Source organism: Caballeronia sordidicola (assembly GCF_002220365.1).
GTDB lineage: Bacteria > Pseudomonadota > Gammaproteobacteria > Burkholderiales > Burkholderiaceae > Caballeronia > Caballeronia sordidicola_C.
On sequence record NZ_MTHB01000229.1, the window covers coordinates 58364 to 85269 of the forward strand.

Here is a 26906-nt window from a genome sequence, read left to right on the forward strand (position 1 = left end):
AACGCGGCGCACTGCCTAAGCAGCGCACCGCGTTAGCGCACCCAATCAGAACCGATGGATGATGCCTACGCCCGCAGCAAACTGGCTGGGAGATGACGACGGCGCGGATTGGAAACCGTCGCCAACCGTTGCGGTCGCGTTGATGATGTTGCCCGCACCACTCGTGCCGAGCGTTTTGCCGTTCGCGCGCTGATAGGCCTGCAATGCATAGAGTCCGGTGCGTTTAGAGAGCGAATAGTACTCGGACAGGTTGAACTGCTGGTACTGCGCGGAACTGGTAATGCCGTTGGCTTTCGTCGCACGCGTATAGCTGTAGCCGGCCGCCAGGTCGACGAGCGGCAATGCCTTCCAGTGCAGCACGGCGCCGCCCGTATTGAAGATCTCCGTGGTCTTGAAGCTCGAGTTGATACCCGGGATGTATTGCACGTTCGAGTACGAGAAGGAGATATCCAGCGTCTGCGTGAACGTATAACCGCCGGTCACGGCAATACGCTGCTGCGCCTGAGCGGTCTGATAACCGTTCGTGATCGCCGATACACCTGACTGGCCCGCGGAGTTGGTGGTCGAGTCCGCGCCAAACGCGCCGCCGCCCGAGGTCGAGTTGTTGATCCGGGTGATACCCGCGGCAAGCCCGAACGGACCGTTGAGGTACTGGACCGCGCCGCTCCATGTCGAGCCCTGGTTCACGCTGCCTGGGACGCCGGCAAACGAATACGAACCGCTGGCAGTGAATCCGAACATCTTCGGTGACGTGTACACGAGCGAATTATTGGCGCGATAAATCGTGTCCATTTCGTCGAGATCGCCCGGATGTGCGCCGAAGGCACCGGTAAGCCAGGTCGTCGGGCTGTAGGGCGAAAGCAGCGTGTAGTAGGACGTGTACTGGCGGCCTGCGGTGAACGTACCGTAGACCGGGTTGGTCAAGCCTACCCATGCCTGCCGGCCGAACATCGCGTTCGTGTATTGCTGACCACCCGACGCCGCGTTAAAACCCGACTCCAACTGGAAGATGGTCTTGGTGCCGCCGCCCAGGTCTTCCGAGCCCTTGAGGCCGAAGCGGCTGCCCGCCCAGATTCCAGAAAGCATCTTTATGTTGGAGCGCCCACCCTTGTTTGAACCCAGCGACGTCTGGCTGCTCTGGTACGAAATAGAGTCGTCGACAATACCGTACAGCGTCACGCTGTTTTGAGCGAAGACCGGTGAGGCGAGGGTAGCGAGGCTGATTAATACTGCTTTTTTGGCGTGGCGTGACTGCATGTTTTATCTCCTCTTGTTGTATCAATGATTGCGACGTGGCCAGCAACGTCGCGGGCTTTTCCTGCTTGCTCATTTAACGAAATTACTCAGCGAAAAGTCGGGTGATGGATTTCCTGAGCTTCGCGCCTTGTGTCCGGACCGCAAAAACATTTCAGGCGATGTCTCCCGAATCGCCTGAAAAATAATCGGTAATCCTTATAGAACCCCCGCGTAATTGGACTCCGGAGCGCCTCGCACGCCTGGACGCACCGCAAGCAAATGACCGTCGTGTTCGTTCGCGCCGTTAGCGGGACGAATCGATGTAACAAAGAGCGTGTCAAGTTCGCGGCCGCCGAACGTGCACATCGACGGTTTCGTGACCGGCAGCGCAATGCTTCGGTCCAGCCGGCCGTCAGGCGTGAAACGCAGCAGCAGACCCGCGTCGTTTGCGCAGGTCCAGTAGCAGCCGTCGGTGTCGACAGCCGCGCCGTCCGGGCGCCCCGCAAACTGGTTCAGGTCGGCAAAGATGCGGCGGTTACGTGGCTCGCCGGTTTCGACGTCGTAGTCGAAAGCCCAGACAAGCCTGCGCGCCGGATGCGAATCGGAGAGATACATCGTCGTGCCGTGCGGCGACCAGGCGAGTCCGTTCTGCACGATCAGCCCGTCGACAATGGGCGCTGACAGCGTGCCGTCGGCGTCGTATCGAAATAGCGAGCCCGACGGGTTGGCGGCAGCCATGTCCTGCACCATCGTGCCGGCCCAAAAGCGGCCTTGACGATCGCAACGGCCGTCGTTGAAGCGCATGTTGGGCAGCGGAAAAACCGGCGCGGCGAGCTTGCGCACACTCGCCTCAAGCGCAGTAGAGAGCGTCACGGCGAAGAGTCCGGTCTCGCATCCGGCGAGAACGGTGCCGTGACGGTCGAAGGTGATGCAGGCCACTTTTTCGGGCAAGCGCCACTCGGTGCGCTTGGCCGTGCCCGCATCCAGACGAGCGATCGTGCGCGCGGGGATATCGACCCAATACAACGCCTGTTCCGGTTCCCGCCAGACCGGGCTTTCTCCCACTTCGCAAGGTGCCTGACCCGCGGCTTCGAAGCGTTCGACGGCCAGTGTTTCGGGCTGCATAGTGTTCATGACGAGGGTCTCAGCGTCCAACGCAGCCAGCTCATTTCTACGCGCAGTTTCGCGCGAACGCGGCCAAGCGTGACGCTCAAGGCGGGCGTCGCGCCGTAGTGGAGGGGCGCCGGTGCGATGCGCTTCGATTCGCGCATGACAACGTATCGTGACCGCGCGCTAAGCACCGGCAGGACTCGGAAGGTTGGCGTCCGTGCGGCGATTGATCAGGGACGGCCGCACCAGTGTCCAGAGCAGCGCCACACCGACCAGGTCGCCGAAGCCAAGCGCGACGAAGAACGGTGCATAACCGATAGTCGCGACCAGCCCGCCAATCACGAGCGTGAAAATCAGGTTGCCGAGCCCCGCTGACAGTCCCGCGAAGCCCGTGACAGTTGCCACTTCACGACGCGGGAACAGGTCGGCGGACATCGAAATGACGGCGACGGAAAGCGTCTGGTGCGCGAAGCCCCCGAGGCACAGCAGAAAGATTGCCGTGCCCGGGTCCTTCACGTAACCCACGCCTGCCATGGCGGTCATGATCACCGCGCCGATCGTGAAGACGATGCGCTTGCCGTTGATCACGGCAATGTTGAAGCGCTTGTTGAGGTAAAGCGAAATCGATCCGCCCATCAGGCAGCCCACGTCCGCCGCCACGAACGGCAGCCATGCCGTCATGGCAATCGCCTTGAGGTCGAAGCCGCGTGCCTGATGCAGGTAGAGGGGCATCCAGAACACGAGGGTGGTCCACACCGGATCGGCGAAAAAGCGCGGCAGGGCGATGCCCCAGAAGTTGCGTTGCTTGAAGATCGCGCGCAGGTTGGGTTTGGCGCCGTTGTCGGAGAGTTCGGCGTGTTCGCCTTCGACGATATAAGCCGCTTCCGTTGCAGTGAGTGCCTTGTGCTCGCTCGGGTGCCGGTAGAAGACGATCCACAGCACGGCCCATACGAGGCCAAGACACCCTGCGATGACGAAGGCCATCTCCCAGTTGTACTTGAGGATCGACCACGCGATCAACGGCGGCGCGGCGATGGCGCCAATCGATGTGCCGATGTTGAAGATGCCTGCCGCCAAGCCGCGCTCACGCGCCGGAAACCAGAACGCGGCCATGCGCATGCCGGCCGGGATAAACGAGGCTTCGGCGAGCCCGAGCAATCCACGCAGCACGAAGAGGCCGACCCAGCCGCTTGCAAAGCCGTGGGCAATGCACACCACCGACCACGCGACGCCGCAGATCAGGAAGCCGAAGCGCAGGCCGATACGGTCCATCAGGTAGCCCGTCACCGGGCCGCCAAGCGGGTACATCACGAAGAACGCGCCGGTGATCCAGCCGTACTGGGCGGTGCTGATATGCAGGTCCTGCATGACCGTGGGGGCGGCGACGCTCAGCGAGCTGCGCGCCAGGTAGTTCATGACCGTGCCGAGTGTCAGCAGGCTGATCATCCACCAGCGCAGCCCTCTCAGTTTGATTGCCATGTCGGTTTGTCTCCGTTTGTTGTTTTGTCAGCCGCTCGGTCGGCTGCATCACTGCGTGGACGTTCAGCATTCTTCATTCGACCGATACGGATCGAGATGACGACGCGGAAGATGCGCAGCAGTAAGGTATGTTAGTAATGTGAACGCATCGTATGTCAGATGACTTATCTCGCGCAATACGCGAGGCATCAGCGTTTACACCAGTAATATTTTCTGCAAGCTTTTAATTTGACGGATTAACCCGCTTTTGTGCGGACAAGAACCGCTGCGGAGGCAGGCGTGACATGGCGGATCATCGGTTTCCTGTTAAATGACGTCAGACAACAAAGGGCTTGTGCTGAGGCTTTCAAACGGGTGTCTCCGGCAAATGCAGCCTGAGAATCAGTCTCCCAGGACGCCGGCAGAACCCGTTTATGAAGTCTCTATCTTTAAAGAAACACCGTGCGACATACCGCTTGATACCCAGACCCAAGCCCTGGAACCTAGACGATGAAAGGAAACTCCACTTCGGGCAGCGGATCGCCGGAAGCAAGCCGGCCAGCCAGCTCAGGATAGGGCGGTGAGGTCTCGCCACCGCGGTCCACGTAGTGCGCGCCATCGCCGAGCCATCGGAACGACACTACCCGCCGCGATTGCTGACCGGCCGCGTTACCCGGTGCGCCGTGTACCGTATGAAAGTTGAACGCTATGGCATCGCCCGGCTCCAGATCCCAACCGAGGATTTGATACGCGTCCCGGTTCGCATCGATATCCGGCAACTCTTCCAGCCGATCCGACTTGTGGTCATACGCCACGCCGCTGAACTTGCGCGGACGGAACAGCTTTCCCCACTTGTGTGACCCGGCCACGAATTCGACACACGTTTCCCGAGGCACCGGATCGAGTGGAATCCATAGACTGACGGCTTGCTCGGCGCTGACGCAGTAGTAGGGCTCATCGTGATGCCACGGCGTGAGCTTTGCCGCGCCCGCTTCTTTTACCAGCACATGTTCGTGAAAGATGCGGGCGCGCTGCGAGCCCATCAAAGCCTGAGCCACCGCCGCAGCCGGACTGTGTTCCACGAACTCCCTGAACGGTTCAATGCGCTGCCAGTTGCAGTAGTCGCCGAAAAAGCGCCCGGTTGTTTTTTCGGGCGTGTAGTTCCTGAACGAGGGTCCCGGGTGAGTGGCGTTGTATTCCACGCCATCACGCAAAAGTTCGACCCAGTCCTTAAACACCCCGCGCAGGACGGCGGCGCCGTCGCGCTCGAACGCTTCCCGTTCTATGGCCAGCATGCTGTTCTCCTTTAACGAATGATCAAGCGGCAGCGCGCGTCTGCTCTCGTATAAACGCGATTGCCACTAGCGAAGGAACCGAGCCGGCAAAGACCAACGCCGGCTCCCTTAAAGCGTTTAGCTTCCCGGCAACGCTGCTGCCGCGCTGCGTCCGCGGAGCCAGTTGATGCTGGTGAACAGCGCCACCGCGAACAGGATCAGCATGGTGGCCACCGCGAGTATCGATGGATCGATCGAATCACGAATGCCGCTCCACATCTGCCGCGGTACGGTCCGCTGATCCGGTCCGCCTATAAAGAGAATCACGATGACTTCATCGAACGAGGTAGCGAACGCAAAGACGCTGCCCGTCGCCACGGCCGGTGCGATCAACGGCAACGTGACGCGCCGAAAGGCGATCCATGGCGTGGCCCCAAGCCCCGACGCCGCGCGAATGAGGCTCTGGTCAAACGAGAGCAGGGACGCCGTCACGGTGATCACCACGAAGGGCGTGCCGAGCGCCGCATGCGCGAGCACCACGCCAACGTAGGAATTCACAAGACCGAGCGGCGCGAAGACCAGATAGAACCCGGCAGCAACGACCACGATGGGGATGATCATCGGCGAGATGAGCAGCGGCATGATGACCGCGCGAAACGGAAAGTTCGCCCGGCTCAGGCCCAGCGCCGCGAGCGTGCCGAGGCAGGTGGCAAGCACCGTGGACGCTGTGCCAATGCCGATGCTGTTGAGGAACGCACGTTGCCAGTCGCTGCTGCCGAGTGCCTTTGCATACCAATGCAGCGAGAAGCCTTGCATCGGATAAGAAAAGTACGAGCCGGTATTGAACGACAGCGGCACGATGGCCAGGATGGGTGCGATCAGGAAGAACAGGATGAGCGCGCAATGCACGCGCAACCACTTCGACGCAATGCGTTCGGAGAGCACGAGATGGCGCTGGCTTTGCATGAGTCCCGCCCCCTAGCCGAAGCGCAGCCGGTCGATGCCGACGAGCCGGTTGAACACGAAATAGAACACCGCCGTGAAGATCACGAGATACGCCGACAACGCTCCGGCCAGCCCCCAGTTGAGCTGTTCGTTGGTTTGCGCCGCAATCAACTGGCTGATCATTTCGTCACCGGCGCCGCCCAGCAATGCAGGCGTGATGTAGTAACCCAGCGCGAGCACGAATACGAGGAAGCAGCCTGCACCCACACCCGGCAAGGTCTGTGGAACGTAGATGCGGATGAACGCCGTAACCGGGTGCGCGCCAAGCGATTGCGCCGCGCGCATGTACACCGGCGACACGCTCTTCATGACTGAGTAGATCGCGAGGATCATGTAGGGCAGGAGGATATGCGTCATGCCGATCAGCACGCCGGTGCGGTTGAACAAGAGCGGCAAGGGGTGGCTGACGAGACCCATGCCCATGAGCAGGCTGTTGATGACCCCGCCCGGTTGCAGGAGCACGTACCACGCGGTCGTGCGCACGAGCAGTGAGGTCCAGAACGGCACGATCACGAGTAGCATCAGGCGATTGCTCTTGGCTGCCGGCAGGGTGGCGAGCAAGTACGCGACTGGATAACCGAGCACGAGGCACAGCAACGTGACCGACGCACTGATCCATACGGTGCGCGCAAACGCGTTGATGAACACGGAACTGTCGGCGGGCAGGGAGGCGATCGAACCGTCAGGCGTGACGATGGCGTCGACGGCAGCTAACAAATAGTCGGGCGTGGGCGAAACGGCAGAGCGCTTCAGGATGCGCCAGATGTCGTGCGTGCCCCAGCGCGGATCGAGTTCGATCAGCGCCGGTTTCCAGGCAGGCGGCGCAGTCTCTGGCAATTGGCGCGCGGTCCGCATCAGCAAGCTGCGAAACTCCGGCAGATAGAAATTCAGCCGCCGTGCCACAGTTCCCAAGTGCCCTTCGTCGGACGCACGGCGCATATCCGCCGCGAGGATGGCAAAGGTGTGCTCGTCGGGCACGCCTTCGCCGTTCCATGCCTTGAGCGCCTGTGACAACGCCGGCAGGTTCACCGGCACCTCGCGATTCTCGACGCTGCGAGACAGCAGGATCGCGATGGGCGCAATGAAGGTGGCGAGCAGGAACAACAGCAGCGGCAGCGCGAGCAGGAGCGCCTGGGCCGACGCCCGGCGTCGGGTTCTCGCGTATGCCGCACGGCCGTCGGCCCCGAAGCCAGAACCGGCGGTCGGGTCACGCTCAGCCGGTTCCCGCAGATTGCTGGTCACTGTCGCGGTCACGGGTTGCCTTACTGAGTCAGCCAAACCTGGAAGCGCTTGTTGATCTGGTCGGCGTTATCCGCCCAGAAGCTCGCGTTGATCTGCAGTGCGTGCTTGAAGTTGGCGGGAGCCGTCGGCAGGTCGTTCAGGCGATCCTTCGCGATCAAGGGAATCGCATCCTTGCGCGGCGGCGCGTAAGCAATATATTTCGTCAGGTCTGCGTAGCTTTGTGCGCTTGAGGCCGAAACAATGAACTTGGCTGCGGCATCGCCGTTCTTTGCGCCCATCGGAATGCCCCACCATTCGAAGTCATAGACCTGGCCGTCCCACACCGACTCGAACGGTTTGTGGTCCTTGTGCACCGCATCGTCAATGCGGCCGTTGTAGGCCTGCGTCATGACTACGGCGCCGTCGGAGAGCAACTGGGGCGGTTGCGCGCCGGCTTCCCACCAGACGATGCTCGGCTTGATCGTGTCGAGTTTCTTGAACGCGCGGTCGACGCCGGCGGGCGTGCCGAGGACCTTGTACACATCGGCGGATTTCACGCCGTCGGCGAGCAATGCCCATTCAAGCGTCACCTTCGGCGACTTGCGCAAGCCGCGTTTTCCAGGGTATTTCTTCAGGTCGAAGAAGTCGTTGATCGTGGTCGGCGGGGTCTTGAGTTTGGTTGTGTCGTAGGCGTACACGGTCGACCAGACCATGGCGGCTACCGCGCAATCCATGATCGAACCGGGGATGAAGGCGCTGGTGTTGCCGAGCGACTTGCGGTCGATCTTGCGCAACAGCCCTTCGTCGCACCCGGTGATGGCGTCGTTGGATTCAAGGTCGATCAAGTCCCACGTCGGGTTCTTGGCCTGTTCCATGGCCGATAGCTTGGCGAGGCCGCCATCGTACGATTCAGTCGAGAAGCCGATGCCGGTGGCCGCCGTGAACGGTTCGAAGAACGCTTTCTTTGCCGCGGCCTCGTATGCGCCGCCGAAGGTCACGACCGAGATGGTATCGGCAGCATGGGCGGTGGCGGCGAACAGGCTGGCCGCTGCAAGGGTGAGTCCGGCGATGCCCGTCAGACTGGTTCGAACGAGTGTTGCTTTCATGTCAGTGGACTCCTGCGGTGAAGGGCTGAGCAGGGCCGCGGGTAACGGTAGCGGCCGTTGCGAGGATCTTGCAATCGTCATGGCGCCATGCCACGGCGGTTGCACTGCCGAGTGACGGAAGATCGTGGTGCTGCGTATTCGGGACTTTGACAATGAGGTTGTCGCCATGACCAAGCTCCCCGAGTTTCAGGTGAACGCGGTGGTGATCGCCGCAATACACGAGTTCTTCCACGCGCGCGCTCACCACGTTGGTGTCCGCGGCGTTCTGGGCAGCGTCAGCAGACGCGATATGTGCGCGCTCGGGACGCAACGCGAGCATCGCTTCCTCGCCGTTGCGCAGACCCCGCCCGCAGCGGCCGCGAATGACCGCGCCGCCCGGCAATTCCAGCGTCGCCCAGCTTGTGTCCTGTTCGAGCACCCGACCCGTCAAGCCGTTGTTCTCGCCAACAAAATTCGCCACGAACGCGTTGTGCGCGTTTTCATAGAGTTCGGTAGGGGTCGCGGCCTGCTGGATGCGTCCATCGGAGAACACGGCGACCCGGTCCGACATAGTCAACGCTTCCGCCTGGTCATGCGTCACATACACCACCGTCAATCCCAACTCGCGATGCAGTCGCATGATTTCGTATTGCATGGTTTCGCGCAGCCGCTTGTCCAGTGCGCCCAGCGGTTCGTCCATCAGCACTACGCTCGGCTCGAACACAAGCGCGCGGGCCAGGGCGACACGCTGCTGCTGTCCGCCGGACAACTGCGACGGCCGGCGGGAAGCCAGTTGCGGCAACTCGACCATCTCCAGCGCTCGCTTCACGCGGGCCTTTTGTTCTGCTTTGCCAATGCCTCTCACCGACAACGGAAATGCAACGTTCTGCTCGATCGTCAGGTGCGGGAAGAGCGCGTAGTTCTGAAACACCATGCCGATGTCGCGCTGATGCGGCGGTTTATCGTCGAGGCGTTTCCCATTCAGGCGGATCTCTCCCTGTGTCGCCGATTCGAAACCGGCAAGCATCATCAGCGTGGTCGTCTTTCCAGAACCGGATGGTCCGAGCAGCGAGACGAATTCGCCTTTCGCTACATCGAGATCGAGTCCTTCCACGACGTAATGAACGCCGTCATACGTCTTGCTCACGCCCGCGAAGGAGATGAAGGAGTGGGTTGACATCGTGTCTCGTGGGCTCCGGGTTTCAGATCGGCGTTGCGTTGCGTGTCTTGCGGCGAGCGTCGCGCATGGTGCGTCGTGCATCAGGCAAGCTGCTGCGCGAGATACCGCGCGAAGTCGTAGTTCGGCCGTTCGAGGTGACTGAGATGGCCGGGTTTCGCAAGCGGCGCCTGGACACCACGGAACACGGCCTGCACGCCTCGCCGGTCTTCCTCGTTGACTGCATCCAGCAACGCTTTCAGCGACGCCATGTATTGCACGGCCTTTGGGTCCGCGATGAATTCAGGCGCCAACCCGCCGCCGAAACGGATATGGACGCGGCTCGTGCCCAACGGCTGCAGCACGAGGTACCAGAAATAACCCGGTGTCAGCGTGACGAGATGAGTCGGGTAGATCGCGAGCAGCGCGGTCGTCTTGCGCCAGTGCCCTTGAAGGCGCTGGTTATCCGGATGCGCCTGGCCGATAGGCAGTGACGCTTCCTTGGTGATCCAGTGGTAGTTGAACGCGTCGTGGCCGGCGGGGCATTCCATCTCGTCAAGGCGCGAATGCGGCCCGACGGTCGCCCGATGCAGCATGGGCAGGTGGTAACTCTCCATGAAGTTTTCGGCCAGGATTTTCCAGTTCGTATCCCAGACGTGCTCTTCGTAGAATGTTTCCTTGTAATCGGTCATGCCGTAGTCGGCGATCAGATCGGTGAGGCCGGCAAGTTCCTCCGCGACCGGCCGCGCATCGGGGTCGAGTGTGACGTAGATCCAGCCTTGCCAGGCTTCGCATCGCGCCGTGGGTAATCGATAGTCTTCCTTACAAAATCCGCTTTGCCGCTCCATCATGGGGGCACCGTGGAGCTTGCCATCGAGCGTGTAGTTCCACGCGTGATAAGGGCATACGATGCGCCGGGTGTTGCCGCGGCCTTCGAGCAACACTGACATCCTATGCAAGCACACGTTTGAAAACGCTTTCAACTCCAGTTGCTCGTCGCGCAGGACGACGATCGGCTGACCATCGATATCCGCCGTGAGATAGTCGCCCGCTGCGCCAAGCGCACTCACACGGCCGACACACAACCATTCGCGACGAAAAATGCGTTCTTGTTCCAGCGCCAGGAAATCAGGCGAGGTGTAGACCGTGGGCGGCATTGAGCGTGCATCGCTGAACGGGCGTTCGCAGTTGGCCTGCAACTGGCGGACGATCTCCAGGCCGGCGCTGGTTGCTGTCGACGTTGCCATCGAAGATGCCGTTGCAGAACCCATCGCGCCTCCTTTCCCATTCAGTGAATGTGGCAACCCGTTCAATCTTTGCTACGGGTTGCTCTCGCTGCATGGACATCAATCTATCAAGTCAAATTACCAGCCAAAATATTGTTTTTGCATGTAGAACCAAGCTTTTTCCTATCTAGCGGGGAGTCATCGGTCTGCGTGTTGCCGTGTGTTCAGCCGCCGTGCTGGCGCCTGATTTCCGCTTCGCAGAACGCGGCGAAATGCTGGACGACTTGCCGGGGTTTCATGCTCCTGGATTGCGCGATACCCAGCGTAGTCGCGTTCACCTCGTCCTTGAACTGCTTGATGACAAAGTCTTCGCCGTCAACGGTACGGCTTGATTTGAGCGGGAAGTTCAGGATGCTGTAGCCCAGGCCGTTCGCCACCATGCCGCGTACAACTTCGGGCTGTGACGACTTGAATGCGGCAATCGGCCGGCCACCGACCGCGTCGAAGAGTCCGGCGAAGTATTCGCGGCTGTGCGGCAGGTCGAGCATGACGTAAGGCTCGTCGCGCAGGTCGGCGAGTGCGACGGCGCGCGCGCGTGCCAGCCGGTGGGTCCTGGGCAGGATCACATAGGGCGGCAGCGTGAGCAGTGGCGTGAAGGCGATGTCGTCGGTCAGGTCGAGGTTGTAAGTGAGCGCTATATCCAGCGAACCGTCGTGCAGGCCCCGCAGCAGGTCTTCCTGATGCGCCTCGAGCGTGCGGAACGCAATGCCCGCATGGTCGGCGAGAAAGCGGCTCATCATCGCGGGCATGAGCGGCGGCGCGAGCGAGACAAGGCAGCCGAGCGTGATGGCGCCGGACATGCCGCCATCCATTTCCTTGGCGGCCGTCTGCAGGTCCTCTGCGTTCTTGAGCAGGTCGCGTGCACGCCCGAGCATGTCCCGGCCCGCTTGCGTCAGGGATAACCCGCTCGCGTGATGGCGAATAAAAAGCTGGACGCCGAACGACACCTCCAGGTCTGCCAGCGCGGTGGAGATGGACGGCTGCGAGATATGCAGCAGCTTGGCTGCGGCCGTGAACGACAAGACTTCCGCTGTGACGACGAAGTACCTCAACTGACGCAGCGAATAGCGTAGTTGCGCTGGTTCCATGGTCCACCCCGTGGTCTTTTCTAGCGCTTATTGTGCTTGGACATAAATAGGTTTGCATAGGCAAAAGCGATGATTTGCATTTTTGAAATATGTTTTTCGGATGCGTCGCCCGAGCGTAGATTTTGCGAAAGGCTAGCGCAAACGCGAGGAGGTCGGCATGCAACGAGACAGCGGTTCAACGGAATGCACAGTGGAAGGTGTAGGCAAGACGGCCGGTGGAGCAGATGCCTTGCTTACATTGCGCGCTGCGTTCCTGGATTCCATGGCATCGAACTCCACCTCGGTTCATGTTGTGACGACCGGCAGCGGCGACCAGCGCTTCGGCGTGACAGTCAGTGCCTGCAGTTCAGTGTGTGCGGACCCGCCCACGTTGCTGGTCTGCATCAACACACGCAGTCCGGCTAATTTGGCGGTAGCCGGAAACGGTGTGTTCGCAGTGAATTTGCTGAACGTGGCGCAGCGCGGTATAGCGGACACGTTCGCCGGGCGCTCGGCAACCGCCAAGCCCTTCGACTTTTCCTGTTGCACGATTACGGCCGGCACGCTGGGCGTACCGCTTATCGACGGCGCAGTGGCCGCGCTTGAATGCCGGGTCGTGGCGCAGCAAGTCATTGGCACGCACACGGTGTTTTTCGGCGAAGTGGCGGCCGTCACCCGCGCGCCTGTGACGCACATGCCCTTGCTTTATTGCAAGCGCGACTATGGCCAGTTCCTGGCTTTCTAGACGCAGGCATGACTTCATTTCCGAACGACATTCCCAACGGACCGAGGCACAGTAAATGATCAGAACCGGCGAGCAGTATCGCGATTCCATTCGTGACGGACGGCAAGTCTGGATCAACGGCGAACGCGTGAATGACGTGACCACGCACCCCATGTTCAAGCCTATCGTCGACATCCGCGCGCGTATCTACGACATGGCGCACGAGAACGCGACGCAGGGCATCATGAGCTACGTGGATGAAAAGACCGGTGAGCGCAACGCCATCGGCTTGAAGCTGCCGTACACGCAGCAGGACTGGCACGACAAGCGGTTGGCGGTGGATACCGTGCTGGACGACGTGGGTGGAATTGCCACGCGGGTGGGCGATGAAACCATCGGCGAGATGTGGTCGCTGTATGACGGGAAAGACGTGCTCAACGAGGTGGACCCGCGTTTTGCGGAGAATATCGAACGCCACATTCATCGCACCTTGCACGAAGACCCGTTCCATGTGTCCGCCAATACGGACCCAAAGGGCGATCGCTCGAAGCCGCCTCAGGAGCAGGACCCGGACATGCTGCTGCATGTGGTGAAAGAAACCGATGCCGGCATTGTGGTGCGTGGCGCCAAGTATGAGACGGCCGCCGCGTATGCGAACCAGGCGTTCGTCAAGCCGACTATCGCCAACTGGGGAGATGCGAAACTCTCCGACTATGCAGTCGGGTTCATCGTTAACATGTCGGCGCCGGGGCTCAAGTTCATCTGCCGCACGGGCTTCGCCGGCCGGGCCAGTCCGGATGACTATCCGCTCTCCAACCGCTGCGATGAAATCGACACGCTGCTGATCTTCGACAACGTCCTGATCCCATGGGAGGACGTGCTGTTCTATCAGCACACGAAGGCCGCTACATTTATTCGCGCCACGCTGCATCGCTATAGCGCGTTCGCGTTCGTTCAGCGCAACCTGCGTCTAGCCGACCTGATGATTGGTGCAGCATTGTTCAACGCGCGTCAGACGGGGCTCGAGAAGCAGCAGGCCGTGCAGGAAAAATTGTCCACGCTCGCGGTGTACAGGGAGACCATCAATGCGCATTTGACAGCATCTATTGCATGCGGTGAGCGTAGTCCAGCGGGGTTGATGATGCCCAACCAGTCGCTGCTTTATACCGGCCGTGTGCAAGCGTGTTCGCGGCTCCACGAGATGATGCACCTTGCCCGCGAGTTATGCGGCGGCCAGATTTGCGTGACGCCGGATGCCGCGTCGTTTGCGAATCCCGAGATCAGCGACTGGCTCGACAAGTACTACACCGTCAATGAAAACTGGGTCTCCGACGACCGCCGCAAGCTGCTTGCCTTCGCCCGTGACTTATTGAATTCCGACTACGCCGGACATCGGCTGACGTTCCAGTTGTTTGCCCAATCGCCGCCGTTCGCGCATCTGGGCGCCGTGTTCCGCAACTTCGATTTCGACAGTACGCTGGGTTACGTAAAGAAGGCCGCGAACCTGTCGGACCGTGTTGTTCAATCCAGCGCAGAGCCGCGGCTCAAGCGCGTAGTGTGAGGTGTCCATGAGTCATACCCGCATCCGCAAATTCAATACTCGCGAGACCTACCCCGAGCAGAAACTGGATAATGACCTTTGTCAGGCGGTGGTAGCAAACGGCACGGTGTACTTGCGCGGCCAGATTGGCCAGGATCTGGATACGCGCGAATCGGTGGGTGTAGGCGACATCGCCGCCCAGACCGAAAAAGCCATGGCGAACATCGCAATGCTGCTGGACGAAGCCGGCAGCAAGCTCGAGGATATCTGCAAGATCACGGTCTATCTCGTCGATGTCCGTTATCGCGAGGCAGTCTATACGGTGGTGGGCAAGTGGTTGAAGGGCGTGTATCCGGTTTCCACCGGGCTCGTGATCTCAGCGCTCGCGCGGCCCGAGTGGCTGGTTGAGATCGACGTGATCGCCGTCATTCCAAATAGTTGAACGGAGTCTTCTTATGACCTTTTCACTGGCTGGCCGATGCGAGCGTACAGGTATGATCGGCGGCATCGTGTGCAGTTCGAGCATCGCGGTCCCCAGCCGTTGCTTGTGGGCCAGTCCGCATGGCGTGGTGCTGAGTCAGAACGTCACCGATCCGCGTCTTGGCGTGCTTGGCCTGAATTTGCTGGCGCAGGGGTTCGGTGCGCAGAGTACCTTGCGGCAGTTGCAGGACGCGCGGCCCTACGCCGAGTGGCGACAGCTTGCGGTACTCGACGCCGACGGTTCGCGGGACGCGGTGACCGGCGCGAAGGGGCTTGGCACCATCGCGACGAAGGCGGGGCGCGACTGCGTCGCGGCAGGCAATCTGCTTGCGCACGATGGTATCCCGGCCGCCATGGCCGAAGCCTTCGAAGCGTCTCACGCAAGCTCGCTTGCCGAGCGCCTGATCTTCTCGCTGGAAGCAGGCGCGGCGGCCGGCGGTGAGGCGGGACCAATACACTCGGCGGGTTTTTGCGTCTACGGGCGGGATGTCTGGCCGCTTGCTGAATTGCGGGTGGACTGGTCCGATGAACCCATCGCCGACTTGCGCGCGCTCTGGCAACGCTACGAACCGCAAATGAACGACTATGCAACGCGTGCAAAACGCCCCGAGCAGGCGCCGTCGTATGGGGTGCCTGGAGACCTCTAGCTCATGACGCGTGTCCGCTTAACAGAACTCTGCATCTGCTGGGTTCACTGGTCGCGTCCATCGCCTCCCGCTACCGGCGAGCGCTGATTCTGCGCCTTGTCTGCGCCTTGTCTGCGCACTGAAAGGCGCGACCAATTCATGTCCAAGCATGACGGAATAGGCTTTGCGACTGCAGCTATTTCCAGCGGACCTACAACTACTCTCAGATCGAACATGCAATTCGGCTAGTCGATCAGATCGAGCCAGTTTCATCGACACGACATGCGGACGATGCCGTTGTCGACACCCGGCGTGACCTGCGCACGTTTTTCTCGTTTCTCCACGGCGCGGCGTCCGATTCCGGGATTGTCAGGCGGTACCGGAGGGAGGGATCGCGAGCCTGGCGACATCGTACGGCAATGTGGCACATACCCGCTCCGCCATCAAAACCGTCGAACGAAGGTGCTTGAAGGGACAGTGTTTTCATGGGTACTCCAGCAGGACGCGATGTGGGTAAATGCAGGGACCGGTCGCACGGAACCGACAGAACCGCGGTGTAGAGAAAGGCTTGCCCATTTCGGACAGAGGCGGATGTCTCGCGCACGGCGCGGTGAGCACCGGTATTGCGCGAAGGGAGGGACAATTGTCTTTCAAATAGAAATGAAAGTTAGCCGGTTGCCTTTAGTGATTTTTAACGGGTCGCGCTCTTGACGAAAAGCGCACAAACCCCTCACGCTTGGCGAACAAGCCGACAGCGTGACTGATAGGAAAAATGTTGATCCCAAGTACGCAAAAAGTGTCATGGTAGGGACCGTAGAAGTAAAATAGGCCGACATACTTAGCCGATAGTTAGGCAACCTGAATCGTTTGTAATCTTGCCCGACGGAAGACACTCGCATGCGCATTCTGGTGGTAGAGGACGACGAGCTGATCGGTACTGCGATTGCTCGAGCACTGCACGATGCGGCCTACGTCGCGGACTGGGTCGTAGATGCGCCCTCGGCAAGGGGCGCGTTGCTCGGGCGCGAGCACGACGCCGTGCTGCTCGACCTGAATCTCCCTCATGGAGACGGTTTGAGCATCCTGCGCGATCTTCGCAAGCGTGACGCGGATATACCGGTCCTCATCATGACTGCGCGCGACGGCGTGGATGATCGTATCGAAGGGCTTGATAGCGGAGCGGACGATTACCTGGTCAAGCCATTTAACCTGGACGAAATGCTGGCGCGGCTGCGTGCTGCAACACGCAAGCTCGGTCACCATCCCGACGCCACGCTTTCAAGCGGCAAGCTGTCGCTCGATCCCCGTACGCTGGTCGCGGTGTATAACAATGTCGAGTGCCGTTTGTCGGGTCGAGAGTTCGCGGTGCTGAGGGCGCTCCTCTCGCGTCCCGGCACCATTCTGTCCAGGAGTGAACTCGAGAACCGGGTCTACGGCTGGAACGAGCAGGTCGACAGCAACGCTGTCGAATACCTGATCCATACAATTCGCAAGAAGATCGGGCATAGCGCGATTCGCAACATACGAGGTGTGGGATGGATGGTCGACCGGGACGAAAGCCACGTTCGCTGACAAGACAATTGACGTGGTCGATCATCGGCATCATCGTGGTGTTTGCGTTGATGGGCGGTGCTCTGTCATTCGCCGGTGGTTACCGGGAGGCGAGCCGGCTGCAGGACAGCCACTTGCACGACATCGGCGTTTTGATCAAAAGCGGCAAGCTGATGCTCGCGGCCCCCACTGTGACGTGGCCCGATGCGCATGGCAACGGTATGTCGATGATCATTTCACGCGTGAGTCCGGGTGCGCCCGAAACCGGTATCAATGTGCCTCTGCCGCCCCTCGAAACCCTTGCTGACGGGTTCCAGAACGTTGATTTCGAAGGCAGGCGCTGACCAGGTTGACGTTGCTGTCGTGAACCGAGAAGGCTATCTCGTTTGCAGCGTCAAGGACTCGGGACGAGGCGTTCCCGATGACCAGCTTGTCCGCGTGACCGAGCGGTTTTATCGCGTGCCGGGGACGGTGTCCAGCGGAAGCGGGCTCGGTCTTTCGATCGTGTCCGAGATCTCGCCGCAACGGCGGACGCTTGGAGCTGCAGAACGCCAGCGATGGTTTTCATGCGATTTATTATCATTTGCTTTAGCGGGTGATGTCGCCGTTGGCAGCGCAAGGGAGCCCGGGGCCGGCGCTGCCTAAGTCTGCGCTAAGTTTTTTGTTCTATTGATAAGCCGTGCAGGTCCTGCCCGCTCTCGCGGGCCTCACCGTATGCGAACGGCGGTCGCGGTTATCAACCAAGTGTCGCCCAATAAAACGGTGCCTTGGTGACGACGATAACTAAGCGTTCTGTTGAGTCGCTCAAATCAGAATCGATACATAGAGAGACGGAGTTCTTGATTTTTTCCGGGGAAACCATGCTTGAAGGTCCGATAGACGACGACTTCTGGGCGCTTATTGAACCATTGATCCCTACGCGATCGTTGCCCGCACGCCGCAATGCCGGGCGTCCCCGAGCACCAGACCGTGCGGTATTTTCCGGCATTGTATTTGTGCTGCGATCGGGTATCTCGTGGACCCAGCTTCCTCGGAATCTCGGCTACGGTGCTGGTCAAGTGTGCAGCCGGCGACTGGCCGAGTGGCAGGAGCAAGGAGTGTGGCCAAGTCTACAAAACGTGCTCGTGAATGAATTGCAGCGTCGTGGCAATGCTGATGCGGCAAACGCGATCATTGACAGTTTGTCGGTTCGTGCAGTGTTGTCGGGAGATAAATCTGCAGGAAGCTTACGAGCTAGCAAGCTTGTCGGCAAAGCCAACGGCGACAGAAAGTGGGCGATCCTCCGAGCCTGAATAGCAATTAACAGGCCGACCTTCTTTCGTCACAGAGCCAGACTTGCGTATCTCGAGTGCTGAGCCGAAAACAACTTTACGTTTTGCGCGCGCTCGTGCGTGCGTGCGCACTGACAAGCAGGATAAATAGATAGGATGATTGGGGCCCTCCACGATCGGCATGGAGAACAAATCAAAGCTTCAATCTTCTTTCTTTCATGCCGGCACCGGTGCGTAGCGCTAAGAAAAGAGTGCGCTCATTGCGAACCACTAACGCGGAAATGACCGGATTCCTTGGGACATCCAGGCCCTCAGCCTTCAGCCGCAAAGTGTCTTATCGCGACCCGATGCTTCCGTCGATTATTGTATGCCCGGAAATATCGGTGCCTTCACCAGCAATGTCTGGATCGTCGATTCGACGCATCTTTCGAGGATTTCGCATAACCTGAACGCGTCGAACGCCAAATATGTTGCTTGGGATGTCAGATCCCGTGCGATAAGAACGCTGACGTACACAAGTTGAAAATCTATCGACACAACGACTTGCAATTACGAAGGCGGTTTCAGAGCCGTGAGATACGCGATCCGGTCTGCAGTAACAAACTGCCGGGCCTCCACCCTTGGACGAAAGATTGTCTCGAACAATTCCCGTTCTTCAGTGGAGAAGCGTTCCGCGAGAATTCGACTTAGTGGCGGTGCCCAGGGGTGAGGTGATCGAACCAGAAACTCGTGAGGATCCAGACACGCAATAAGCAAGTAGACGATAAGGTCCATTTCTTAGCTGACGCTTAGGGTGGTGCGGTCTACCAGCCCGACTTTGCGGATTTATGTCCGTCCGGCTGGCTGCTATCCGGTCAGGAGTAGCGCATCCAAATGCTGCGTCGCGAGGCTAGAAACTGGTGCGCACCGGCGCAGCAATAGCAACTCGTGTACTGCGCCAGAACCATACGACGCTAGTTTTGCCACTTTTGGAGCACTGGAATTTCTTGATGCTCTTGCATTAGCACCATTGGGACACGAGCCTTATTTAACCGATCCCTATATAGGTCGGCGGCCTCCTCGAAAAAGTAGTGTGTCTCGCGAGCGACTCTGCCAGGAGCCCAGAAGTTTGAGCGTGATCGCACCTTGTGCTCAGCGGCGCAACGAGGTCGCGCCATCGACAACGGCTGCCTGATGAAAACTGATTTATCGCGAGTATAAGGGAAGCCTAAGTCTTAGTGGTCTAGTCTATGGTCGCATCGTTCGCCGGGACCGATGTTTATTGAGGGTCAACGGAGTACGAATGCTAAATAACGCAAGGAGTTGGGCACCGCGCGGCCCGTGGCGCTACGCTGTGGCGCTTGTCGCCGCACTCGCCGCTTTTGGCGCGCGGGAATTGATGCATCCCGTCCTGGAAGCGCACATGCCCGCGCTCTTTTTTACAATTGCGGCCGTCTTGGTAGGATTTTTCATGGGTATCGGTCCGGCGATACTGGTGGTGGCTATCGGGGTGCCAGTCGCGGACTACTTTTTTGTGCCACCGTAAGTTTGACGCGTTAGCCTGCATGTCAGCGAAGAATAAACGTCCGGCAGAAGGTGCGATTTTATTTAGCGTCGAGACTCGATTCGACAATGCTAAAGCGATCCTAAATATCAACGCGGCATTCAACTGACAGACTATGCGGGTCTCTATATGAAACTAAGCATCAGGCCGCCTCATGCGACCACAGCTTCGTTCCGTGTCGCTTGCTGCCCGCATCTGCACTTCGCGAAAACCCTGTTTCGCCAATTTCGTTACCACTGGTGCTTGTAGATGGGAATGGGCGCTTCCTTGTATAGAGCGATTGGCGCAATTATCGGCGTAGGAACCGGCTTATCGATACTGGCGTTGGAGGCGGTTCGAGTCAGACGCGCCTTCAACCTGATGGCACTTTCTCGACTGCGCGAAATATTAGATGTTGAGAATGTCAGCCGCGATCTAGCCGATGAGGCAAACGCAGCAATCTGTGGTATCCAAGGGCCCAAGATCTATTTTGAACAGGTTTGCAACTGGTCGAAAATCGAGCATGCGCTTCGCAATATCGAAGAGTTCGAGCTAGGCTTAACGTCGAAGCGAACACACTGCGCGGTCGTTGAAGCACGGCGTCACGTGTTAGCCTTCTTCTCACTGCTACGTGTCGCGGCCTCTGAATTTCGACAAACTCAGGAAATATCGGCGTGTGTTGTCAACAGGCTCTCAACTTCCTTCCACGATCTCCTAAATAGCGTCGATTACGTTGAAAATGAGTGTCAGCGCCAGGAGCGAAAATAAGGCGCATGGCGATGCATAGGAACACCAAATGAGACGCGATTTCATTACCACTTCTACCTTAGGCGTGCGCTTCGCGTCTAATGTTCTTTCGTTTTGTTCTTCGTAAAACGCTTCGAAAACTAGGTGAGAACGGTTGGTATTCGTGCTTACTCTAATCTTTGTGGGATTAAGCCAATTCTTGACTGTGCGCGGTAATCTCGAAAACTAATCAATGCCCGCACAGAGGAGTCATGCAATGGCGTCACATCAAGAACTAAAGCGCTTCCGGGCAAACCTTGCGGACGAACTTCACAGTGCGGCGCTCTACGAGACCTTAACGAAGGTTGAAAAGGACAGCACCAGGAAAGAAGTGTTTGCTGAGCTCGCTGCATCAGAACGCGAACACGCCAAGATATGGGCTGCCAAGCTGAAGGCGAATGGGGCTCGCGTTTCGTCGGCAAGCTTGAGCATTAAAACTCGCATCATGCGAGGTGCAATTCATCTGTTCGGCGTGTCCTTCGTTCTTCCCACTCTTGCTGCAGCAGAGTACGCGGATCGCGACAAATATTCCGGTCAACCGGATGCCGGTCAGATGTCGGCCGATGAACATCGTCACGCGAGTGTCGTTCAGGCAATGGCCCATGGAGACGATGCCAAAACGTCGAAGGGAGCGCAGATCGCAGAGGCCGAATCCTGGCACAAAGGCGTTTCGTCTGGTAACGACTTACGCGCTGCGGTTCTCGGTGCAAATGATGGACTGGTCTCGAATTTTTGTCTGATCATGGGTGTGGCGGGCGCTGGCACAGGCAACAAGGCCATTCTTTTGACCGCCTTTGCCGGGCTGGTCGCGGGAGCTTGTTCGATGGCGCTTGGCGAATGGCTGTCCGTGACCAATGCGAGGGAATTGGCGACTACCCAGATTGCCAGGGAAGCCGACGAACTCGAGCATTCTCCCGAATCGGAAGAGCACGAACTGTCACTCATATACCGATCGAAGGGACTTGATGCAGACGAAGCGAAAAGAGTTGCTTCGCAGATGATGCGCGACAAGGACAAGGCGCTTGATACGTTGACACGTGAAGAACTTGGTCTGGACCCGGCCGAACTGGGCGGAAACCCGTGGTCGGCGGCGGGCGTGTCTTTTTGCCTGTTTTCGCTCGGCGCCATCTTTCCGGCGATGCCTTTCTTGTGGGCGCATGGCGTCAGCGGAGTGGTTCAGTGCGTAGTGGCCAGCGCGATTGGGCTTGCCGCTATCGGCATTTTCACGTCGGTATTCAACGGACGAAGCGCCATGTTTTCGGCAACACGCCAAGTCGGAATCGGACTAGTCGCCGCAGCTTTCACATTCGGTGTTGGTCATGTTCTGGGCGTGTCGCTTTCCTGAACGATCGAAGGCTCCGTGAGCTATTTTCGGACTCGCACTCGTCGATCCGACGCCAATCGCCGCGCGACCATTCAAAAGGTCACAGTTACACGCAGGCCGGTTTGACCGGCGGTGGCCAGTGCTATTCTCGCGCCTACTTTCGTTGCGATCGATTGCACGATTGACAAACCAAGGCCAGATCCGCTTTGATCGGTACCAACACACGATAAAACCGGTCGAACACGCGCCCTCGTTCGCTTTCCGGTATGCCAGGCCCTGTATCCTCGACCTGAATCGCCGTCGCGCCTCGATCCGTTATAACCATCAAATCTACCTGTCCGCCGGATGGTGTGTATCGGATCGCGTTATTCACAAGATTCCTGACCAACGTCACCAGGTCCATCTCGTCGACTGAAACGAAGGCATCGCGATCTCCCGCTACGCCGAGATCCACCCCCTTTTGCTCAGCCAGTGGCAACAAGTCTTCAATAACCGACACGAACGGGATCGCGTATACGGTGTGGTGAATGCCCCCACGGCATACCGCGTCGGCCACGACAGACGCGGCTAGACACGCGAGCAACGCATCATAGCGCCGGCGACTGTTCGCAAAGATCCGGTGGCGTTCTGACAAGGCACGACCCCGCCAATGCGCAGCTTGCCAACCAAGTCATCGCATAGGCGCATTCATCCCTACCGTTTGGTTACAAGCCATTAAGACTGGCGCAGACAAGACAGTTATTTAGCTACGCAAACTACTCTTGAGCGCCTCACGCAGTGTCGAGTCGCCAACTTGAAAAGCAGATCCCGCTTCAGGGCGCTATCCACTGCCCGGTCCATTCATCCCCTGTGCGAGAGTAACGTGCACGCTTGTGGGCAGCGGGCACTGACAAGTCCAACATCTCGAGTGTTTTCAAGCTGACCCGAACAATGCAGAAATTTTGATAGCCAGCCACGTCGGTACCGTGCCCATCAGCTTGCGCGGGGTACGCATCATCAGGGCAGTCGATAGACGTGCCGGGAGAAAGTGGGGTTCGGTAGAGAACAAGACTGTGCAGACGGCTCGCGTCCCACGCCCGCTTTTTATCCGCCCCTTGGGTTACCAAGGATGCAACGCCTTCCAGACGAAGCTGCACCATACCCTCCGGGTCATATCCAACGAGGGCTATGCGCGGGTCGGCGCGCACTTCAGCAGTCTTCTCAGATCGGACGTCCGTATAGAAGTCAATAAGGTGCTCCGCCTCGAAAACGTGGCGCAAAACAACGGCCCTGACCGACGGAGCACCGCGCCTGCCAATCGTCGCTGCCTGCATGACCGTGAATGGCGCCCTCCCGTTGCTGGCCCCCGCACGAAGATAGTCCCATGCCCGCCGCTGAAGCTGTAGTAGCGACACGTTCTGCTCCTTCTTCAAAAGATTCACATTGGACACCATCAGCATGCGACCGGGCAAACTTCAAAGCCGATTATCAAGCGCCAGAAGGCGCGTAACAACCATTGATCTTCGCGTCGTGATGTAGAAAAAGGCTTTTCATAGGCGACTGGCAGTAGTTCTATGGCTCGATCTTTCTCCAAAAGCCGGTCGGATTTTGGAGAAAGCTTCGTGAAGCGATGCCGCGCCGCGAAGCGCACCCCGAATTGTTTTGGGTAAAGCCGGACGCGGTAGATGTCGCTTCAGTGCGAAATATTGCCGGATTGGTCCGGAGCCCGACAGGGACGCCCGTGCGTCCGGGATCACGAAAACTACGCATGCGGCGCCCCCGACAACCCTCTGTTAGATTGAAACGATATTGAAACGATAATATCGATTCGTCTGGATCAAATTTAGCTATAGAATCGTTTCACTTGCCGGAGAGATGAGAGATGAATCAAGCAGACGAATCGGGAGCGCCGCGATTTCGAAGTGGAGCTGTGGCAAGAAGAGCGAATATGCCGGTCGCAACACTTCGCATATGGGAACGCCGCTACGAAGTTGTGCCGTCGGCTAAGACCGATACAGGCCACCGACTCTATTCTGAAGACGATGTAAAGCGCATCGTGTTGCTGAAGGCACTTGTCAACTTAGGTCATGCAATCGGATCCATCGCCAAGCTGCACATCGATCAGCTCAAGGAAATCGCCGGCCACGCTGAAGCTGAGATGCGCAGCTCTCCCGGACTCCGGAAGTGGAACTTGATCGTCATTGGCGGCGTGCCCGTAGGACGTTTGAACGGAAACGGATTGAACAATCCATCTATCGTGATTTACGACACACTGGAGGAAGCCCGATCCCGCACCAGTTTGGAAGCCGAAGCGTTGCTGGTGCACATAGCATCGCTGCAGGAGGAAACCTCACAAGCGATCCTGCATCTTGCTAAATCACTCAACGTTGATGCAGTCACCGTTGCATACGGATTTGGAACGACCATAGCGATTGAAGCACTTCGTTTTGCGGGCGTCCGGCTGCATCGTGAATCGTTAGGAATGTTGGATATTCCCCAGATAGTCGACGACTTGTTTCAGCGTCTACCCACTGCAGATTTCCAATGGACAAGGGCGCCGCGTCGTTTCTCCGATCGCTCCTTGCTCGCGATCGCCAGCTTATCGCCCACCATAGCCTGTGAATGTCCGCGCCATCTCGCTGAACTCGTGATGAAACTGTCAGATTTCGAAACCTACAGCGACGAGTGCGTCTCCAGATCACCGGCCGATGCCGCGCTGCACCGCCATCTTGCCGATGTCGCCAATAGAGCGCGTTCAATGATCGAGACCGCGCTTGAGCGCGTGTCCCGCGCAGAAGGACTCGAAATCGGCGACGAGCCGCAAACAAGGCAGCCAAACAAACAGGTCTGAAATTAATAACATGGATCAACTCGTGCACGATCTTTCCGATACTCTACTCGATGAGAATCCTGAGAACCCGGCGCCGGCCTACCCGGATGAGGGCGTACCGCTTTCGCAGCGAATCAGGAGCCGGTTGACCGACGCCGGCGTGCGTTATCACGCAAACGACAACATCGCGCCCTATCTCAGAGAGGGCGAGCTCGACCTTCTTCAGCAAGAAGTAGCGAGCAAGATGAAGGATGTGTTGCGCTCGTTGGTCATAGATCTTGAGGCAGATCACAATTCGCGTGACACCGCCCAGCGAGTCGCAAAAATGTTTATTCGAGAAGTCTTCGCGGGCCGTTACGAGGCTACGCCGCCACTGACGGAATTCCCCAACGTCGAACATCTAAATGAATTGCTGATCGTAGGTCCGCTTCGGGTGAGGAGTGCGTGTTCCCATCATCTCTGCCCGATCATGGGCCGGATCTGGATTGGTGTGATGCCAAACGAAAATTCGAATCTAATCGGCTTATCAAAGTACGCGAGGTTGATCGACTGGGTGATGAAGCGACCGCAAATCCAGGAGGAAGCCGTTTCGCAAATTGCCGACCTTCTTGAACAAAAGCTGAAGCCGGACGGACTCGCGGTCGTTCTTGAAGCAGACCACTTCTGCATGCATTGGCGTGGGGTCAAGGATGATCAATCGAAAATGGTTAATAGCATCATGCGCGGCTCCTTTCGTCGAGACCCGGCGCTAAGGAACGAATTTCTGACTTTGCTTCCCCAGCGCGACTAGGCCCTGGCGTCGCAGTGCAGATTGTCGATATGGAACCAGGAGCAGTTAATGGAAACGGTCTGGATCACGGGCGCGACAGGGGCAATAGGGTCGGCGCTAGCGCGTCGTCTTGATGCGCGGGGCATCAACGTGGTGCTGAGCGCACGCGATTCAGGCAAGCTCGAAGCGCTTGCCGCTGAACTTAGCCCCGGGGCACTCAGCGTAGTCGCAGATGCGACCGATGCCTCTTCATCCCCGAACGTTCTCAAGATCGCAGAAGAACGTTTTGGACCCGTAACAGGGCTCGCGCACTGCGTGGGTTCGATCCTGATCAAGCCGCTTCATCTCACCACTGCTGAAGAGCTCGACACTACAACGACCCAGAACTATTTGAGCGCGTGGCATGTGCTACGCGCGTTCGTCATCGCACAATTGAAACATCGCGAACACGCGAGTGCAGTCCTTGTTGGTACGGTGGCGACGAGATCCGGATTTGCCAATCACGAGGCTATTGCAGGCGCAAAAGCAGCAGTTGCGGCGCTCGCGGCAACCGCAGCAGCGACGTATGCCGAACGAAACATCCGCATTAATTGCGTGCACCCTAGTCTCACCGCGTCTGCCATGTCGGCGAAATTCACGCGGTCGACGGAGGCGGCTGAGCGCATGGCAAAGCTGAATCCGATGGGACGCCTGGGCACCGGTGACGACACGGCGGCGCTTATAGAATTCCTGCTCAGTAAAGACGCGGGATGGATCACTGGTCAACAGATTGGTGTCGACGGTGGACACGGAGCGCTTCAACATACGGTGAAAGCGTGACCCCTTTACCGACCGCCCCTACCACACTCCCAAGATCACTGGGCTATGCCGGGCTCATTCCGTTCGTTGGCTTGGCGCTGCTCCTGCATACGTCTGGTTCACATCAGGATTTTCTCAGGCACGCATTACTAGCCTACGGGGCGTGCATTGTTTCTTTTGTTGGCGCTGTGCACTGGGGAATCGGGATTTCGACGTTAAACAAGAGCCACCTTGGCCTTGGATGGAGCGTTGTGCCTTCGATAGCAGCGTGGGTCGCACTGAGCATCGACAAATCGGGATCGCTTGTCGCGATGGCAGCCATACTCGTTGGGTGTCTCGCGGCAGACTTGAAGTTTTACAAGGCGGGCGAGCTACCACGTTGGTATTTTCGAATGCGCATCGCACTCACCACAATCGGTGCACTCTCCTTAATCGCCGGAATGTTATGAGGCGGACTTGGATAGTGAGGTTGCTCGCTGGTCGGTTGTATCGGCTACGCGGCACAGATTCTCTGGAGAGTGTAAAGAATGGCTGCAATTAAAACGTCCCTGCCGCGTCGCCGTTTCGACGTAGTTATCGTGGGTGCAGGTGGTTCGGGCATGCGCGCGTCGCTGCAACTCGCCCGTGCGGGTCTGTCGGTCGCAGTGCTCTCGAAGGTGTTCCCGACGCGTTCGCATACCGTCGCGGCCCAAGGCGGTATTGGTGCGTCGCTCGGCAACATGAGCGAAGACAACTGGCATTATCACTTCTACGACACCATCAAGGGCTCCGACTGGCTCGGCGACCAGGATGCGATCGAATTCATGTG

At 58.7% G+C, this 26906-nt stretch carries 28 protein-coding genes; 16 read left to right on the forward strand and 12 right to left on the reverse strand.

All coding sequences use genetic code 11. The features are described 5' to 3' along the window. Positions 1-45: 45 nt before the first annotated feature. From BSU04_RS31695 to BSU04_RS31740, 10 genes are all read right to left on the reverse strand, one after another. Positions 46-1257: a porin gene (locus BSU04_RS31695; protein WP_089164229.1), complete on the reverse strand. Its 1212-nt coding sequence runs from the start codon at positions 1255-1257 to the stop codon at positions 46-48. 195 nt (positions 1258-1452) lie between these two features. Then, a complete protein-coding gene (locus BSU04_RS31700; RefSeq protein WP_089164263.1) occupies positions 1453-2361 on the reverse strand; it encodes an SMP-30/gluconolactonase/LRE family protein in 909 nt (302 codons plus the stop codon). 168 nt (positions 2362-2529) lie between these two features. Beyond that, positions 2530-3825 carry an MFS transporter gene (locus BSU04_RS31705; RefSeq protein ID WP_089164230.1) on the reverse strand — a complete coding sequence of 432 codons (1296 nt, stop codon included), beginning with the start codon at positions 3823-3825 and terminating at the stop codon, positions 2530-2532. Positions 3826-4307: 482 nt separating this feature from the next. Continuing rightward, positions 4308-5099, reverse strand: a complete 792-nt coding sequence (locus tag BSU04_RS31710) for a phytanoyl-CoA dioxygenase family protein (protein WP_089164231.1) — start codon at positions 5097-5099, stop codon at positions 4308-4310. A gap of 117 nt (positions 5100-5216) precedes the next feature. Then, positions 5217-6044 carry an ABC transporter permease gene (locus BSU04_RS31715; RefSeq protein ID WP_089164232.1) on the reverse strand — a complete coding sequence of 276 codons (828 nt, stop codon included), beginning with the start codon at positions 6042-6044 and terminating at the stop codon, positions 5217-5219. Between the two features lie 12 nt (positions 6045-6056). Next, positions 6057-7313, reverse strand: a complete 1257-nt coding sequence (locus BSU04_RS31720) for an ABC transporter permease (RefSeq protein WP_089164264.1) — start codon at positions 7311-7313, stop codon at positions 6057-6059. A 32-nt stretch (positions 7314-7345) separates the two neighbouring features. Next, entirely contained in the window at positions 7346-8410 is a 1065-nt protein-coding gene (locus BSU04_RS31725) for an ABC transporter substrate-binding protein (RefSeq protein WP_089164233.1), read from the reverse strand. Between the two features lies 1 nt (position 8411). Then, the gene (locus tag BSU04_RS31730; protein ID WP_089164234.1) at positions 8412-9569 is read right to left on the reverse strand and encodes an ABC transporter ATP-binding protein; all 1158 of its coding nucleotides are present in this window, start codon (positions 9567-9569) and stop codon (positions 8412-8414) included. A gap of 80 nt (positions 9570-9649) precedes the next feature. Continuing rightward, positions 9650-10792: an SRPBCC family protein gene (locus BSU04_RS31735; RefSeq protein WP_089164265.1), complete on the reverse strand. Its 1143-nt coding sequence runs from the start codon at positions 10790-10792 to the stop codon at positions 9650-9652. A gap of 203 nt (positions 10793-10995) precedes the next feature. Beyond that, positions 10996-11919 carry a LysR family transcriptional regulator gene (locus BSU04_RS31740; protein ID WP_089164235.1) on the reverse strand — a complete coding sequence of 308 codons (924 nt, stop codon included), beginning with the start codon at positions 11917-11919 and terminating at the stop codon, positions 10996-10998. Between the two features lie 157 nt (positions 11920-12076). On the opposite strand from BSU04_RS31740, the gene BSU04_RS31745 reads away from it, so the two are divergent. The 11 genes from BSU04_RS31745 (at position 12077) to BSU04_RS31795 (ending at position 21743) form a co-directional block, all read left to right on the forward strand. Then, positions 12077-12643: a flavin reductase family protein gene (locus BSU04_RS31745; protein WP_089164236.1), complete on the forward strand. Its 567-nt coding sequence runs from the start codon at positions 12077-12079 to the stop codon at positions 12641-12643. Between the two features lie 55 nt (positions 12644-12698). After that, complete coding sequence (locus BSU04_RS31750; RefSeq protein WP_089164237.1) at positions 12699-14183, forward strand: 4-hydroxyphenylacetate 3-hydroxylase family protein; 1485 nt, start codon at positions 12699-12701, stop codon at positions 14181-14183. Between the two features lie 7 nt (positions 14184-14190). Beyond that, positions 14191-14604 (forward strand): RidA family protein, encoded by a 414-nt coding sequence (locus BSU04_RS31755; protein WP_089164238.1) that lies wholly within the window; start codon positions 14191-14193, stop codon positions 14602-14604. A gap of 13 nt (positions 14605-14617) precedes the next feature. After that, positions 14618-15289, forward strand: coding sequence for a DUF1028 domain-containing protein (locus BSU04_RS31760; RefSeq protein ID WP_089164239.1), 672 nt, complete (start codon positions 14618-14620; stop codon positions 15287-15289). Positions 15290-16165: 876 nt separating this feature from the next. Then, positions 16166-16840, forward strand: coding sequence for a response regulator (locus BSU04_RS31765; protein ID WP_089164240.1), 675 nt, complete (start codon positions 16166-16168; stop codon positions 16838-16840). A gap of 8 nt (positions 16841-16848) precedes the next feature. Then, positions 16849-17163 (forward strand): hypothetical protein, encoded by a 315-nt coding sequence (locus BSU04_RS45870; RefSeq protein ID WP_144021416.1) that lies wholly within the window; start codon positions 16849-16851, stop codon positions 17161-17163. Next, positions 17093-17464 carry an ATP-binding protein gene (locus tag BSU04_RS48970; protein WP_089164241.1) on the forward strand — a complete coding sequence of 124 codons (372 nt, stop codon included), beginning with the start codon at positions 17093-17095 and terminating at the stop codon, positions 17462-17464. The genes BSU04_RS45870 and BSU04_RS48970 overlap by 71 nt, the downstream gene beginning before the upstream one ends. Before the next feature lie 125 nt (positions 17465-17589). Continuing rightward, a complete protein-coding gene (locus tag BSU04_RS31775) occupies positions 17590-18111 on the forward strand; it encodes a transposase (protein ID WP_144021417.1) in 522 nt (173 codons plus the stop codon). 1261 nt (positions 18112-19372) lie between these two features. Further along, complete coding sequence (locus BSU04_RS31785) at positions 19373-19615, forward strand: DUF4118 domain-containing protein (protein WP_144021418.1); 243 nt, start codon at positions 19373-19375, stop codon at positions 19613-19615. A 267-nt stretch (positions 19616-19882) separates the two neighbouring features. Beyond that, on the forward strand, positions 19883-20380 hold the full coding sequence (locus BSU04_RS31790; RefSeq protein WP_144021419.1) for a hypothetical protein: 498 nt from the start codon (positions 19883-19885) through the stop codon (positions 20378-20380). Positions 20381-20615: 235 nt separating this feature from the next. Then, positions 20616-21743, forward strand: a complete 1128-nt coding sequence (locus BSU04_RS31795) for a VIT1/CCC1 transporter family protein (RefSeq protein WP_089164246.1) — start codon at positions 20616-20618, stop codon at positions 21741-21743. A 133-nt stretch (positions 21744-21876) separates the two neighbouring features. Here BSU04_RS31795 and BSU04_RS31800 read toward each other — a convergent pair whose 3' ends face one another. Together BSU04_RS31800 and BSU04_RS31805 are read right to left on the reverse strand one after the other, a co-directional pair. Further along, positions 21877-22278 carry an ATP-binding protein gene (locus BSU04_RS31800; protein WP_144021420.1) on the reverse strand — a complete coding sequence of 134 codons (402 nt, stop codon included), beginning with the start codon at positions 22276-22278 and terminating at the stop codon, positions 21877-21879. A 256-nt stretch (positions 22279-22534) separates the two neighbouring features. Further along, positions 22535-23161, reverse strand: a complete 627-nt coding sequence (locus BSU04_RS31805; RefSeq protein ID WP_089164248.1) for a pyridoxamine 5'-phosphate oxidase family protein — start codon at positions 23159-23161, stop codon at positions 22535-22537. 422 nt (positions 23162-23583) lie between these two features. Here BSU04_RS31805 and BSU04_RS31810 point away from each other — a divergent pair, with 422 nt between their 5' ends. The 5 genes from BSU04_RS31810 to BSU04_RS31830 all read left to right on the forward strand — a co-directional run. Then, positions 23584-24552 (forward strand): MerR family transcriptional regulator, encoded by a 969-nt coding sequence (locus BSU04_RS31810; protein WP_089164249.1) that lies wholly within the window; start codon positions 23584-23586, stop codon positions 24550-24552. Positions 24553-24562: 10 nt separating this feature from the next. Beyond that, on the forward strand, positions 24563-25321 hold the full coding sequence (gene folE / locus BSU04_RS31815) for a GTP cyclohydrolase I (protein ID WP_089164250.1): 759 nt from the start codon (positions 24563-24565) through the stop codon (positions 25319-25321). Positions 25322-25369: 48 nt separating this feature from the next. Beyond that, positions 25370-26119 (forward strand): SDR family NAD(P)-dependent oxidoreductase, encoded by a 750-nt coding sequence (locus BSU04_RS31820; RefSeq protein ID WP_089164251.1) that lies wholly within the window; start codon positions 25370-25372, stop codon positions 26117-26119. After that, positions 26050-26547, forward strand: a complete 498-nt coding sequence (locus BSU04_RS48975; protein WP_089164252.1) for a DUF3429 domain-containing protein — start codon at positions 26050-26052, stop codon at positions 26545-26547. The genes BSU04_RS31820 and BSU04_RS48975 overlap by 70 nt, the downstream gene beginning before the upstream one ends. Before the next feature lie 78 nt (positions 26548-26625). Next, the coding region (locus tag BSU04_RS31830; RefSeq protein WP_144021421.1) for an FAD-dependent oxidoreductase at positions 26626-26906 on the forward strand (281 nt) is incomplete at its 3' end.

What these genes read in the sequence shown, in the direction of transcription:
- BSU04_RS31700 (WP_089164263.1), bottom strand. Translation starts at nt 2,361, where the DNA reads ATGCAGCCCGAAACACTGGCCGTCGAACGCTTCGAAGCCGCGGGTCAG.
- BSU04_RS31710 (WP_089164231.1), bottom strand. Translation starts at nt 5,099, where the DNA reads ATGCTGGCCATAGAACGGGAAGCGTTCGAGCGCGACGGCGCCGCCGTC.
- BSU04_RS31820 (WP_089164251.1), top strand. Translation starts at nt 25,370, where the DNA reads ATGGAAACGGTCTGGATCACGGGCGCGACAGGGGCAATAGGGTCGGCG.
- BSU04_RS31695 (WP_089164229.1), bottom strand. Translation starts at nt 1,257, where the DNA reads ATGCAGTCACGCCACGCCAAAAAAGCAGTATTAATCAGCCTCGCTACC.
- BSU04_RS31750 (WP_089164237.1), top strand. Translation starts at nt 12,699, where the DNA reads ATGATCAGAACCGGCGAGCAGTATCGCGATTCCATTCGTGACGGACGG.
- BSU04_RS31810 (WP_089164249.1), top strand. Translation starts at nt 23,584, where the DNA reads ATGAATCAAGCAGACGAATCGGGAGCGCCGCGATTTCGAAGTGGAGCT.
- BSU04_RS31705 (WP_089164230.1), bottom strand. Translation starts at nt 3,825, where the DNA reads ATGGCAATCAAACTGAGAGGGCTGCGCTGGTGGATGATCAGCCTGCTG.
- BSU04_RS31795 (WP_089164246.1), top strand. Translation starts at nt 20,616, where the DNA reads ATGGCGTCACATCAAGAACTAAAGCGCTTCCGGGCAAACCTTGCGGAC.
- BSU04_RS31745 (WP_089164236.1), top strand. Translation starts at nt 12,077, where the DNA reads ATGCAACGAGACAGCGGTTCAACGGAATGCACAGTGGAAGGTGTAGGC.
- folE (WP_089164250.1), top strand. Translation starts at nt 24,563, where the DNA reads ATGGATCAACTCGTGCACGATCTTTCCGATACTCTACTCGATGAGAAT.
- BSU04_RS31760 (WP_089164239.1), top strand. Translation starts at nt 14,618, where the DNA reads ATGACCTTTTCACTGGCTGGCCGATGCGAGCGTACAGGTATGATCGGC.
- BSU04_RS48975 (WP_089164252.1), top strand. Translation starts at nt 26,050, where the DNA reads ATGGATCACTGGTCAACAGATTGGTGTCGACGGTGGACACGGAGCGCT.
- BSU04_RS48970 (WP_089164241.1), top strand. Translation starts at nt 17,093, where the DNA reads ATGTGCCTCTGCCGCCCCTCGAAACCCTTGCTGACGGGTTCCAGAACG.
- BSU04_RS31755 (WP_089164238.1), top strand. Translation starts at nt 14,191, where the DNA reads ATGAGTCATACCCGCATCCGCAAATTCAATACTCGCGAGACCTACCCC.
- BSU04_RS31805 (WP_089164248.1), bottom strand. Translation starts at nt 23,161, where the DNA reads ATGCTGATGGTGTCCAATGTGAATCTTTTGAAGAAGGAGCAGAACGTG.
- BSU04_RS31735 (WP_089164265.1), bottom strand. Translation starts at nt 10,792, where the DNA reads ATGGCAACGTCGACAGCAACCAGCGCCGGCCTGGAGATCGTCCGCCAG.
- BSU04_RS31785 (WP_144021418.1), top strand. Translation starts at nt 19,373, where the DNA reads ATGCTAAATAACGCAAGGAGTTGGGCACCGCGCGGCCCGTGGCGCTAC.
- BSU04_RS31790 (WP_144021419.1), top strand. Translation starts at nt 19,883, where the DNA reads ATGGGAATGGGCGCTTCCTTGTATAGAGCGATTGGCGCAATTATCGGC.
- BSU04_RS31725 (WP_089164233.1), bottom strand. Translation starts at nt 8,410, where the DNA reads ATGAAAGCAACACTCGTTCGAACCAGTCTGACGGGCATCGCCGGACTC.
- BSU04_RS31730 (WP_089164234.1), bottom strand. Translation starts at nt 9,569, where the DNA reads ATGTCAACCCACTCCTTCATCTCCTTCGCGGGCGTGAGCAAGACGTAT.
- BSU04_RS31765 (WP_089164240.1), top strand. Translation starts at nt 16,166, where the DNA reads ATGCGCATTCTGGTGGTAGAGGACGACGAGCTGATCGGTACTGCGATT.
- BSU04_RS31715 (WP_089164232.1), bottom strand. Translation starts at nt 6,044, where the DNA reads ATGCAAAGCCAGCGCCATCTCGTGCTCTCCGAACGCATTGCGTCGAAG.
- BSU04_RS31740 (WP_089164235.1), bottom strand. Translation starts at nt 11,919, where the DNA reads ATGGAACCAGCGCAACTACGCTATTCGCTGCGTCAGTTGAGGTACTTC.